The following is an 11695-nucleotide window of genomic DNA, read 5'->3' on the forward strand; positions in this document are numbered from 1 at the left end:
CGGCGGCGGGACGGGTACGGGCCTCCCCCTCGGCGGGCGTCACCGTCGACGGGCGGCCTGCCGGGGGACCGTCGCCCAGGACTCCGCGCCCCGGACGTCGAGCACTTCGTCGATACGGTCGGGACTGAGGCGCTCCTCGCCCGCGGCCGACGCGGCGATCATCAGCTCGCCGCACAGCTCGATCTCGGCGAGGGCCACACAGTCCTGAGCGTTCGGAGCGCTGAGCGTCACCACGTGCGTCACCTCTCTCTGCCGTCCTCCCGGCCGTACCCGGCCTCTGGCAACACCGACATCCCAGCCTAGGGAGCGCGATACGTGCCGCGCATGGCACGGACGGACCATTTTGAGCCCCCTCCCAACCGGCCCCACCCCCGGCCCGTCCCGGTACCCGAGCCTCCCCGCCCCGCCCGGCGCCCCCGCCTCGCCCGGCACCCCCGCCTGGCCTGGCACCCCCGCCTCGCCCGGCACCTTCGTCCCCTTCGGCCGGCACCCCCTCAGCCCTGCCGGATCTCGCCGGTGTAGATCGCGTCCTCGTCCGGCAGCGTCACCGTGACCGGCAGCCCGAACCCGTACAGCAGCAGCGTCGAGACCACCGACACCTCCGGGCCCCGGGCGTCGGAGGAAAAGGTGAAGCGGTGCCGGACCTTCCGCAGCCGGCCGTCCTCGTCGAGGTAGGCGTCGAAGGGCACGGCGTCCTTGCGGAACCCTTTCGCCGCCGCACTCAGCGCCCCGCGCGACTGCGGCGAAGCGGCCCGCGCGGCCCGGCCCAGGTCGGCGACGCCCCGGTAGTGATGCACCGTCACCCCGGCCAGCTCCGTCTTCCCCGCGTACGTCACATCGGCCGCGCCGCGCAGCAGTTCGGCCGCCGCCATCGGGTCGGTGACCCCGCCGGAGACGAGGTTGCCGTCCTTCAGCCCGGTGGTGTCGATCCTGACCCACTTGCCGTCGGGCACCCCGGCGCCGCGATTCTTCATGTACAGCGCCCCGGGGGCCAGCAGCTCGGTGATCGGCCGGTGGTCGCCCGCACCGGCGGCGTCCTTGCCCGCGGCGTCCTTGGGGAGCACCACCCGCAGCCGTCCCATCTGTCTGCGGAAGTCGTACGTCCCCTGTCCCCGGATCGTCACCCGCGTACCGCCGGCTGCCGTCTCCATCGACGTACGGGTCTCCGCACCGCCTGCCTCGACGAGGACGTCCGCCGCCTGCCCGAGCCGGTCGAGCGGCCGGTCGGCGGCCACGGAGCGCTGCCCGGAGCCGTCGGCGGCACCGCCGCCGTCCCCGCCGAAACACCCGGCGGTGACCGCGAGCACCCCGACCGCGGTGAGGGCGCGGACAGCACGGGCCCGGCCTCCGTCCCTGTACTGCTGCACCACCATCGCCTGCCAACCCCCAACGACTGCCGCCCGGCCGAGCCCTGACCCGCTCCGCATAACGACCGCCGCCGTCCCCCGTCACGCCACGGGGGCTCCGGGGCCAGTACCGTGGACGGGTGCATGAGGATTCCCCCGCCGCGGCCAGCACCACCGCCGCGCCGCGCACCCCCGTCCGGACCGCCCCCGCCCTCTCGGAACCGCTGTCCGCGTCGCTGCCGGAGCCTCCCCCTCCGGGCTCGCCCGCCGGGCACAGCGCCACGACGATCGAACGAGGCTCGTTCTGCCTGGCCCGCTGCAGCTGCGGCTGGTCGGGCCCGGCACGCAGATCCCGGGACCGGGCCCGCACGGACGCCGCCGAACACCTCGCCGCCCCCTGATCCACCGCGCGGGTCCGCCGTAAGGCTGCGCCGCACCCGGGCCCGTACAGCACGAACCCCCAGGCGCGGAAAGCACCTGGGGGAACGAGGGGAGCGGGAGGCGGAGGCAGGGACCCCGGAAGGGTCAGGCGGCCAGGTCCTTCTCGCCCGGGTCGCCCCGCCGGGACCCGGGCCGCGGCTCGGGGATGCCGACCGCCTCGCCGCGCTCGTCCGCGTACGCGACGGCCGCGCTCTTCGACCGGACGAACCAGCCGACCCGCGGCGAGCGGGCGACCGCCGCCATCAGCGGGGTCAGCAGCGCCATGGCGAGCGGGGCCAGCAGCAGAGTGACGGCCGTACCGAGGGCGAAGCCGCCGATCACGTCGGTCGGATAGTGGACGCCCATGTAGACCCGGCTGAACCCGGCGAAGAGCGCGAGGCCGATCGCGTAGAAGCCGAACTTCCGGTTCGCCACGAAGATGCCGACGGCGATGCCCATGGCCAGGGTGGAGTGGTCGCTGACGAACGAGAAGTCCGTCTTGCCGTGGATCAGGACCTCAAGGCCGTCGTGGTCGTTGAAGGGGCGCGGCCGTTCGACGAAGCCGCGGATGGGGATGTTGATGAGGATCGCGATGGCGGCGGCGAGCGGCGCCCAGACGATGGCGGCGGCGGACGTCACGGCGTCCTCGGCCGTCCCGCGCCCCCGCATGCTCCACCAGCACCACAGGCCCACCAGGACGAGACCGAACATGATCCCGTACTCGCCGACGTACTCCATGACCCGGTCGAACCAGGTCGGAGCGGCCTTCGCGAGGCCGTTGATGTCGTAGAGCAGACTGACGTCCGGGTTCGACCCGTCGAGTTCGAGTCCAGCCATCTGCTGCGGCCCCTTGCCTTGTCTGCTTCTCTGCTGCGACGCGCGTCCTTGCGCGCCGCCCTGGTCGAACCCCCGTATCCGGTGCGATCCGTCACCGCACTGCACCGCACAGCGTCACTGCGACGCATGGTCAGGGCGCGTGGCGTTCCGTTCCCTGTCCAGGGAACGGCCCGGGCGTCGCGTGCGTTCCGTTCTCCACCGAATGATCACTATGACGTTATCGAAGAGTGACTCGTCGTCGCAGCTCAGGGCCCAGGCTTCACGGAGAGTTCCCGCCGGGGCCGACTGCCCGTCAGCACCCTTCGCCGCTCCGGAAGCCCGCGCGAGACGTACGTCACCCCGTGGGCAGGTCGGTCGGAAGGGCGGCGGCACCGTCCTTGGTGACCCGGGTCGCACCGAAGTAGTCCGGTGTGTCGATCTTGTCGAACCGGATGACCGCCCCGGTGAACGGCGCATTGATCATATAGCCGCCCCCGACGTACAGCCCGACGTGCCGGATGGCCCGCGAATTGGTGAGGTCGTCGGAGAAGAACACCAGATCCCCCGGGAGCAGCTCGTCCCGCGAGGGATGCGGCCCGGCGTTGTACTGGTCGTTGGCAACGCGCGGCAGCTCGATCCCGACAGTCCGGTACGCGGCCTGGGTCAGCCCGGAACAGTCGAACCGCCCCTGCTGCTCGGGCGTCCCGTTGCCGCCCCACAGATAGGGCGTGCCGAGCTTCTTCTGCGCGAAGTAGATGGCCCCGGCGGCCTGCCGGGAGGGCGCGACCCGGCCGACGGGACGGGCGAAGCTCTTCTCCAGGGACCGAATGATCTTGACGTAGTTCTGCGTCTCTTTATAAGGAGGCACACCGCCGTACTTGATCACCGCGTAGGCACCGGCGTTGTACGCGGCGAGCATGTTGCTCGTCGGATCGCCCGGCACCTTCTTCACGTACCCGGCGAGCTCGCAGTCGTAGGAAGCGGCCGAGGGGATCGCGTCGGCGGGGTCCCACACGTCCCGCTTGCCGTCGCCGTTGCCGTCGATCCCGTGCGTGGCCCAGGTGCCGGGGATGAACTGGGCGATGCCCTGCGCGGCGGCGTGGCTCTGCGCCCTCGGGTTCCAGCCGCTCTCCTGGTACAACTGCGCGGCCAGCAGGGCGGGGTTGATGGCGGGACAGAGGTTGCCCCACTTCTGCACGAGGGGCTGGAAGCGCGCGGGCACCGCCCCCTTGGCCAGCGCGACGGCCCCGCCGCCCCCCGACCCGGCGAGCCCGGCGGCGGCGGAGTACGTACCGACGACGAGCAGCGCCAGGAAGCACAGGACCATGCCGACGCCGATGCCACCGAACACCCAGAATTTCCGCACCCCTCAACCATCCCCCATCGGGACGTGCTTCAGAGGTGTTTTCGACGGTGTGTACGAGTCATCCGCGGCACACCACCGGCGCACCCGAAGCACACGGGGGCGCCGCCGGCTCACCGGCCACAGAGCTGACGATGCCTCATCCCCCCTCTCCCGACCAGAAGTCGGAACGGACGTTGGGCCGGGGCAGCGGGTAGACGTCCTCGTAGGCCGGACCGTTCGGCGCGGAGGTGGGGGCGGCGACCTTCGACTCCTTCACACAGGGACTGTCGGCCTCCAGGAAGGCCTGCCCCTTCCCCCGGAAGGAGACGCTGACACCGAATCCGCTCCGGGTGACCGCGTAGACCGCCGGGAACTTCTCGTCCTTGTTGACCGCCTTGATCCGGTAGTCGTTCTTCCGCCAGAACGTCTCGGCGCGGTCGAGGAAGGTCTGCCGGCGTTCCGGAGAGACGACGGTCATGACCGTACGCCGACGGGTCACCCCGCAGGCCCGGGTGGTGGTCGGCCCATGGGCCCACTGCACATCGGGATCGATGCCTTCCAGAACGGCATCGAGCATGGCGTCGGACCGCTCGGCGGCTTCCTGCATATCCATGCCCTCCTCCTTCCCGCTCTCCTCCCCGGCGCTCACACCGTCCCCCGCGAACCGCTCTCGCTCCCGCACCCGGCCAGCGGAACCCCGAGGGCCAGGACCAGGACCACCGCGACGGGGGGCAGGGCCCGCTTCGCTCGCCTCACTTCGGTTCCTCCATCTTGAGCCGGTCGGCGTTGCCCGACACGATCAGGGCGATGCTGTCCGCGGACACGGCGTCGCGTTCCGGGCTGAAGTAGTTCGAGTGCGAGTCCAGGCTGATGCCGCTCCCGCTGACGAGGGGCGGACCGTCGGCCACCGGGAAGCGCCGCGCCCCGAACGCCTTGCTCGCGGGATCCTTCCCGAACCAGAGGTCGTCGTCACCCGGATCGGCCAGATCTCCGGCGATGTACGCCCCGCCGGGACCGCCCAGGGCCAGCCCGAGCCCGCCCACCACGACCTGGGTCTTCGAGGGCAGCTTGGTCACCGGGTCGTTGGCGGCAGCCCCGACGAAGACGTGCTCGCTGCCGACGCCGAGGTCCACGGCGTGATCGACGCCGACCCCCGGGCTGCCGACGAGGATGATGTCGTCGACCCCGGGAATCCCCCCGGGCCGGGCCGCGGCCGCGCCGACGGTCCGGGACCCGTAGGAGTGCCCGATGGCGGTCAGATGCGGGTCCTTGTTCTGGTTGGTGACGGAGATCCCGCCCATGAAGTCGCGGTACGCCACCCCGCCCTTCTCGGCACGCCCGGTGCCCATGACGGCGAAGTAGCCGGCCACCCCGTCCTGGTCCGGCAGCTGCGGGGCGTCGTACCCGAGCCAGACGATGGACGCCGTGGACTCGTCGTACCCCTGCGCCCCGATCGCAGTGTCCCGGGCCCGCCCAAGGTCGTTCTTGGCGAACTCCTCGTCGAGGGAGGTGTTGAGCCCCGGCACATAGGCGGACACATGCTGCGAGGCATCAGGATTCCCGAAGGACACGATGGCTCGCCCATTCCCTTCGTCCCCGATCCCGATGAGATACATGGGCGGCTTCCCGTTCTCGTTCAACTGCCGCTCGATCTCGCGCAGCCCGGCCAGCTGGTCGCGGGCCTTGTCGGTGTCGACCTTCTCCAGCTTGTCGATGAGCGCCGGAAGGTTACGGCGGTTGGCGGCGTCCCGGGCGAGGACGGGGATGCCGTCGAGGTTGCCGATCCGCTCCGGGACGAGCTCGATGTACCGCTCCCGCTCCTCCGGCGAGAGCCCGTCCCACCAGGCCTTGCGCTGGGCGGGCGTGGCGTTCTGCGGGATCCGCTCGCCGAGGTGCGCGCGCTCGGCGTCCCGCACCTCGGCATCGACCCGCGCCCCGGACCCGGGCATCGCCAGCCCGGCGCCGGCACCGCCGACGGCCTTGTTCCAGTCCCAGGCCGCGCCGATGTAGTCACCGCGCGCCCACTTCTGCTCCGCGCCGCGGGTGTCACGCCCCCACTGCTCGACGATGCCCCGCCCGGTCTCCCCCGGCCGCAGCACGGCATCGACGACCCCGCGGACATCACCCCCCAGCCCGTCCCCGAGAAACCCGCCGACGAACCCGCCGCCGTTGGCACCTGCGGGTCTACCCGCGTCAACCGGCACGATGAAGTCGCTGTGGGGGAAGGGGGTGCTGCCTTGGGGGGTGCCGAGGGGGGCGGTGGGGTGTCGCCGGCGGTGGCGTGGGAGTCACCAGGGGTGCCGGGGCGGCCGGTGCTACCGGTGGTGCCTGTAGTGCCTGTAGTAGTGCCTGTAGTGCCAGTGCTACCGCTGGTGCCAGGGGAGCCAGCGCTACCACTGGTGCCAGTGGCGCCATTGCTACCGCTGGTGCTTGTGTCACCTGAGTCACCTGTGTCGCCGCTCTCACCCCTGGTACCGGTGCTGCCGGTACCACCGGTGAGGCTGGACTCGCCGACTGCACCAGGGCCCTCGGCGTCGGCCCCGGGGGCGTCTTGAGGGCCGCTGCCCCCGGTGCTCCCGCCAGTGCTGCCACCACCGGCCACGACGTCGCGCCCCGGCGCCGGGCACGAACTGCCGGTCAGTTCACAGATCGCGCTGCGGATCTCCGCGGTGAGCTGCTGCCCGGTCCCCGTGGCCATGAGCCCGCCGACGAGAGCGACGACGACCAGGACGAGGCCGAGGTACTCCAGCGCGGTCTGCCCGCCGTCGCGGCGAAGCTTCATCATCCCGGCGAAGCTGAACAGCCGTTGCTCGGCGCGTTGCTCCACGCCGCTGCGGAACCACCGGCGGCTACCCGGTCGGCACAGCAGGACGACGGCGGCCACCGGTATGGCCAGCCGCGCGAGGCCCAGGCCCTCGGCCCCGCCGCTGAGCTCGGCAAGGGCACCGAGGACGATCCAGGCCAGCACGGCGAGGAGCCCGTACCAGACGCGAACCCCGCCGTGACGGACGCACAGCGACAGCACGAAGACGGCGACCCCGGGTAACGACGCGTAGAGCAGCAGCCCGAGGAGGTACGCGTCGACCGCGTCCACCGAGGAGGCCGTCGACAGGGCCCGGACGGCGCCCACCAGGGTCGCCACGAAGAGAACGTGAAGCAGAATCAGGGCCGCCTGCAACGGCCGGGGCATCAACCGCCCGCCGGAACCCGCTACGGCAGCGCTTACATCGACGCCAACAGGGACCACGCTTCTTCGTATGCCGGACAAGAGCAGTCCCCTACCTCGTGAGTGGGCGAAACGGGCGACAGATCAGTCACTCCGCGTATGCGACCACAGGAGCAGGGGACCCGACATGGGCCCCAGGACCCAATGCGGGGCTCAAAGCCCTTGTGAGCCAGCCCAGTTGAGCCAGGGTGGCCTGATCACGACCCACCTGCCGACCAGAAGTCGGAGTGGATGTTGGGGCGGGGGATGAGCTCCGCGTCGGGGTCGAGGAACGCGGTGGCCGGGCTGGTGGAACGGGCCACTTCGGAGTGGCGGACGCAGGGGCTGTCGACGTCGAAGTGCACTTGACCCTCGTCGGCGACAGTTAGGCTCACTTGAAATCCATCGTGAGTCCGCACGAAAATCGCGGGGGCGTCGGCATGGCTGTTGATGGCGGTCACTCGGTAGCCACTCTTGCGCCAGAACCTGTCCACCACGCCCAGCAAGCTACCTCTCCGCTGGGGTGATACGACCGTCATGACCGTCCGCCTCCGAGTGACGGTGCAACTCCCCGTCGTGGTCGGGCCATGCACCCACCGCACACTGGGTTCGATTTCGGCCAGAACGCTGTCGAGCATCTCATCCGCACGTTCGGCGGCATCCTGCATATTCATGCCTTCACCCCGACCTCCGGCGCACCCCGCCAGTAGAACACTTACCAAAACGGCCACCACTACCGAACGAAATCGAGCCATCAACGCGGCTCTTCTCCCTTAATTCTGCCCGCATGACCCGCAATGATTAATGCCATGTTTTCGACTGAAGCTCTGTCGATTTCAGGATCGAAGTACTCCGAATGCGCGTCGACGTTGAGCTTGCCCTTCTCGATCACAAATGGGCCATCACCCACCTCGAACCGCCTCGCCCCGAACGATTCGCTGGCCGGGTCCCTGCCGAACCAGACGTCATCGTCGCCTCCGTCGGCGAGGCCGCCAAGGATGTATGCAGCAGCAGGACCGCGATACAACATCTCGACCAGCCCGGTAGCCGATTCCTCCTTGGAGGGAACTTTCGTGACGATGTCGTTGGCAGCCGCTCCGACGAACACGTGCTCCCTGCCTACGCCCAAGTCGTCGGCGCTATCCACGCCCACCCCGGGGCTTCCGACGAAAACAATCTCGTCCACACCTGGAATGCCACCCGACTCCTGAGCAGCAGCACCCACTGTCCTAGACCCATAAGAATGGCCAATAGCCGTCATATGCGGATCCGCATTCTCATTTGCCACTTCCATGCCATTCATGAATTCACGGAAGGTCGAGCCACCCTCGTTCGCCCTGCCTCCTACAGCCACGGCTAGGCTCGCAAGCCCATCCGGCGATTGCGGTGCGTCGTATCCGAGCCAGGTGATCGCAGCGGCTGGCGCTCCGTGCCGATTCGCCACGATGGCAAGATCACGCGCCCGCTTCAGATCCCCCTCCGCAAACTCCTTGTCCAACGACGTATTCAACCCCGGCACATAAGCCGCCACATTCCGCGACGTATCCGGATTCCCGTACGACACGATGGCCCGGCCGTTCCCCTGATCCCCGATCCCGAGCAGGTACATCGGCGGCTCCCCCACCTCCGGTACCGCCCGCAGCTGCCGGTCGATCTCCCGCAGCGCCGCAAGCTTGGTCGCCGAATCGGCGTCGTCCCGCCCCTCCAGCTTCCCCATCAGCAACTGGAGGTTGTCCCGGTTCGCCGCGTCCCGCACCAGGGCCGGAATCCCGTCCAGGTTCCCGATCTGGTCCGGGTACACCGCGAGGTACTCCTCTCGCTGTTCGTCCGTCAGGCCCGCCCACCACGCCTTCCGCTCCGCCGGACTCGCATCGTGCGGGATCGCGCCCTTCAAATATCCACGCGCCGCGTCCCGTACCGTCACCGCATCGGCCGCCGCGTCCGTCCAGGTCGCCACCGGAACGCCCAGCCCCTCGTGCGCCTTCAGCGACCGCAGGATCCTGGCGTACCGCCAGTCCGCATCGGCTGCCGCCCGCACCGCCTGCGCCACCCGGTCCGCGATGTCCTGGGCCTTGCCCGCGTTCGGGTTGGGAGCGACGAGCCCCGTAGGCGGGACCATGCCAGGGTTCGGCACCCCCGACGCCGTCCCGCCCGCCAACGGCTTCCCGTCGATCAGACCTTCCCCCGCCGCCGGATACGTCACCGAACCGTCCGCCTGCACCGTGAACCTCAGCGCCGCCGCATCGTCCAGCGCCCCCTGCAACACCCGCTGCTGGGTCTTGATCTCGTGGGCCAGGCTGTTCAGGGTGGTCCGCAGCAGCCCGCATTCGGTGTAGATGTACTGGAAGTTCTTCCCCAGCCGCCGCAACCCCCTCACGGCCGCGTCCGGCGCCTCCCCCTTCTGCGTATCGCGCAGGCCCGGCAGAAGCTCTCCCTCGATACGGTCCCGGACCGCGTCCGCCCGGTTGCTGACCCGCCCCCAGCCATCCGCCGCCTGCTCCAGTTCGGCACACTTCACCGCACGTAACGCCGACCAGGTCAGGGCGGAACCCGCCCGACCGATCCGCCCGCTCACCCCGCGCCACCGACGCTCGGCGTCTTCACCCCGTCGAAGCCGCTCCTCACCGTCTCGTTGGCCTGCGTCTGGCCCTGGACGACCGCACGCATCTTCCCGCCGAGGCTCCCGCACTCCTTACGGGCCTCCTCGATCCGGCGCTCCCACGAGGTCCGCACGGTGCCCAGTTCCGCCAGCGCGGACAGCGCTCCGGCCCCGGCGGTCAAGCCCTGGTGCGCCACCTCCAGTTCGCTCTTCACCGGGCCGAGGAGCGTGACCAGCTGGTCGGCCCCGGCGGCGGCCCGCAGCCACGGGCCACGGCTGTGACGGAGATCCCCTCCCCCAGCCGCCCCCGCCGATTCGGCAGCACCCGCCGGCCCGACCGGCGCCCCCGCCCACTCCCGGCCGTCGTTCGGCTGCCCCACCACGGTCACTCCACCCACACCGCTCACCCCGTTCTCCTGATCGTGGAGCGGCACTGTGCCAAATCCGCCGTACGCGACATGCCGTACGTCAACACGCGGGGCCGCAGCTCCCTGCACGCCCCGGACACACCCCGGTCCCAGGATTCCCGGCCGGGGCGAAGCAGAGGCCCCGTTCCCGTTGAGCCCACCCGGTTCACCCGAACGAAGGGGCGGCGGACATCGGCGCACACACCGGCGCACTGTGGCGGTCGCTCGCACGGCCCCGGGCCGAGGCCCTCTCCGCCGCTCGGCGGACCTCCGCCCCCGGGCCTCGTACCGCAGGACCGGAGACTCTGGAACAGAAGCTGACGCCCCACCACGCCCCGCGAACCACGATGGAACGCATGCGAACCCGAGAGGAACAGCCCGCCGGCCCCACCCCGACCCCCACCTCAACCCCGACCCCCGCAGCACCTCTCCCCCCGCCCCGGTGGGCGGTTCGCGCCGCGCAACTGATCACGCTGCTCGCGCTGCCGACCGGGCTCTGGCGGCTGGCGATGGTGTGCGGGTTCCCGTCCGGATACACCGCGGTCGGGTTCGTACCGTTCGACACCCCGGGCGCCAAACTGTGGATGCTGACGCTGACCGTCGCGAGCGAGCTGCTCGCCCTGCTCTCCCTCGGTCTGGTACGGCCGTGGGGCGAAACGGTGCCCCGCCGGATACCCGTCATCGGTGGCCGCCCCGTTCGCCCGCTGGCCGCCGTCGTACCGGCCGCCGCCGGGGCCCTCGCACTGACGGCGCTCTGGGCGGCCATGCCGCTGTGGTGGACGTACCCCCACCCGGACATGACCCCCCTCGGCCGTCTGCTGGTCGGTGTCATCTACCAGCCGCTCGTTCTCTGGGGACCGCTCCTCGGGGCCGTCACGCTCTCCTACTACCGGCGCACCAACGGCTCTCGAACGGCGCATACGAACACGCCGTGCCCCGCGAACGCTGCAACCGCATCAGAACCCATGGCCACCGTCGTTGCTCCTGGTCACGGCCCGTGATACACAGAGTGACCGATCATATGCACGAGGAGCGGACGAGCCGCAGGTCAGGGTCGCCACCCCGGTCACACGTGCGAGATTCCGGGTAAAGAGACCCCGGAAGGCGTCGTGCGAGCGCGGTTTCATCAGCGAAGATAGAAGGCGACCCATGCCGGACGGCACGGGCAGCGAACTACCCAACAGGGGCGGTGACTTACATGATCCTGGCAGCAGAGAAGGGCGACATCACCACCATCATCGGCGGAATCGCTCCGGACTGGGGGCCGTTCGGGACGCTGGGCAACGAGGCGCGCATCATGATCGAGGTGGTGATGGCCATCGCCATCCTGCTCTGCCTCGGCATCGCGATCTGGGGTGCTGCGAAGCAGCGCATCGGAGCGACGGCACTGCGCGACACGTTCAGCGCGGAGCAGGGCAAGGGCCTGATCGTGGCGGGGCTGACAGGGGTCTTCATCATCGGCTCCCTGGGGACCCTGTTCACCATCGTGTACGGAATGGCCGTCTGATACGGAATGGCCGTCTGACCCACCGCCGACCAGTTCCCGCCGGGCCGTCC

The 11695-nt window shown here is 70.3% G+C and carries 11 protein-coding genes and 2 pseudogenes; 4 read left to right on the forward strand and 9 right to left on the reverse strand.

Annotated elements, in window-relative coordinates; all coding sequences use genetic code 11:
- Window positions 1-39: 39 nt before the first annotated feature.
- On the reverse strand, window positions 40-243 hold the full coding sequence (locus CCZ36_RS15485) for a hypothetical protein (RefSeq protein ID WP_069740156.1): 204 nt from the start codon (window positions 241-243) through the stop codon (window positions 40-42).
- Window positions 244-494: 251 nt separating this feature from the next.
- Window positions 495-1373 carry a hypothetical protein gene (locus CCZ36_RS15495; RefSeq protein ID WP_069740157.1) on the reverse strand — a complete coding sequence of 293 codons (879 nt, stop codon included), beginning with the start codon at window positions 1371-1373 and terminating at the stop codon, window positions 495-497.
- Between the two features lie 113 nt (window positions 1374-1486).
- On the opposite strand from CCZ36_RS15495, the gene CCZ36_RS15500 reads away from it, so the two are divergent.
- Window positions 1487-1747 carry a hypothetical protein gene (locus CCZ36_RS15500; RefSeq protein ID WP_069740158.1) on the forward strand — a complete coding sequence of 87 codons (261 nt, stop codon included), beginning with the start codon at window positions 1487-1489 and terminating at the stop codon, window positions 1745-1747.
- A gap of 124 nt (window positions 1748-1871) precedes the next feature.
- Here the strand turns inward: CCZ36_RS15500 and CCZ36_RS15505 are convergent, their stop codons facing one another.
- From CCZ36_RS15505 to CCZ36_RS15520, 4 genes and pseudogenes are all read right to left on the reverse strand, one after another.
- Window positions 1872-2603, reverse strand: coding sequence for a phosphatase PAP2 family protein (locus tag CCZ36_RS15505; protein WP_069740159.1), 732 nt, complete (start codon window positions 2601-2603; stop codon window positions 1872-1874).
- A 334-nt stretch (window positions 2604-2937) separates the two neighbouring features.
- Window positions 2938-3933: a C40 family peptidase gene (locus tag CCZ36_RS15510; protein WP_069740160.1), complete on the reverse strand. Its 996-nt coding sequence runs from the start codon at window positions 3931-3933 to the stop codon at window positions 2938-2940.
- A 151-nt stretch (window positions 3934-4084) separates the two neighbouring features.
- Window positions 4085-4683, reverse strand: a pseudogene (locus CCZ36_RS15515) (hypothetical protein).
- Window positions 4680-6529 (reverse strand): annotated as a pseudogene (locus tag CCZ36_RS15520) (alpha/beta hydrolase). Before CCZ36_RS15520 ends, CCZ36_RS15515 begins: the two co-directional pseudogenes overlap by 4 nt.
- On the opposite strand from CCZ36_RS15520, the gene CCZ36_RS35720 reads away from it, so the two are divergent.
- Window positions 6479-6973: a hypothetical protein gene (locus CCZ36_RS35720; RefSeq protein ID WP_237302876.1), complete on the forward strand. Its 495-nt coding sequence runs from the start codon at window positions 6479-6481 to the stop codon at window positions 6971-6973. The pseudogene CCZ36_RS15520 and the gene CCZ36_RS35720 overlap by 51 nt on opposite strands.
- A 377-nt stretch (window positions 6974-7350) precedes the next feature.
- Here the strand turns inward: CCZ36_RS35720 and CCZ36_RS36695 are convergent, their stop codons facing one another.
- The 3 genes from CCZ36_RS36695 to CCZ36_RS15535 form a co-directional block, all read right to left on the reverse strand.
- On the reverse strand, window positions 7351-7527 hold the full coding sequence (locus tag CCZ36_RS36695; RefSeq protein ID WP_335755803.1) for a hypothetical protein: 177 nt from the start codon (window positions 7525-7527) through the stop codon (window positions 7351-7353).
- Between the two features lie 359 nt (window positions 7528-7886).
- Window positions 7887-9707 (reverse strand): alpha/beta hydrolase, encoded by a 1821-nt coding sequence (locus CCZ36_RS15530; RefSeq protein ID WP_128817888.1) that lies wholly within the window; start codon window positions 9705-9707, stop codon window positions 7887-7889.
- Complete coding sequence (locus tag CCZ36_RS15535) at window positions 9704-10138, reverse strand: hypothetical protein (RefSeq protein ID WP_237302673.1); 435 nt, start codon at window positions 10136-10138, stop codon at window positions 9704-9706. The genes CCZ36_RS15530 and CCZ36_RS15535 overlap by 4 nt, the downstream gene beginning before the upstream one ends.
- Before the next feature lie 347 nt (window positions 10139-10485).
- Between CCZ36_RS15535 and CCZ36_RS15540 the strand changes: the two genes are divergently transcribed.
- Both CCZ36_RS15540 and CCZ36_RS15545 read left to right on the forward strand, forming a co-directional pair.
- Window positions 10486-11139, forward strand: coding sequence for a hypothetical protein (locus tag CCZ36_RS15540; protein WP_128817889.1), 654 nt, complete (start codon window positions 10486-10488; stop codon window positions 11137-11139).
- Window positions 11140-11336: 197 nt separating this feature from the next.
- Window positions 11337-11645, forward strand: coding sequence for a hypothetical protein (locus tag CCZ36_RS15545; protein WP_003968086.1), 309 nt, complete (start codon window positions 11337-11339; stop codon window positions 11643-11645).
- The last annotated feature ends 50 nt before the right edge of the window (window positions 11646-11695 follow it).

Origin of the sequence: Streptomyces sp. S063 (assembly GCF_002832675.1) — a bacterium.
Lineage (GTDB): Bacteria > Actinomycetota > Actinomycetes > Streptomycetales > Streptomycetaceae > Streptomyces > Streptomyces sindenensis.

Excerpts from the sequence above, each read along its gene's own strand:
- CCZ36_RS15495 (WP_069740157.1), bottom strand. The coding sequence starts at position 1,373 with ATGGTGGTGCAGCAGTACAGGGACGGAGGCCGGGCCCGTGCTGTCCGC.
- CCZ36_RS15545 (WP_003968086.1), top strand. The coding sequence starts at position 11,337 with ATGATCCTGGCAGCAGAGAAGGGCGACATCACCACCATCATCGGCGGA.
- CCZ36_RS15540 (WP_128817889.1), top strand. The coding sequence starts at position 10,486 with ATGGAACGCATGCGAACCCGAGAGGAACAGCCCGCCGGCCCCACCCCG.
- CCZ36_RS15505 (WP_069740159.1), bottom strand. The coding sequence starts at position 2,603 with ATGGCTGGACTCGAACTCGACGGGTCGAACCCGGACGTCAGTCTGCTC.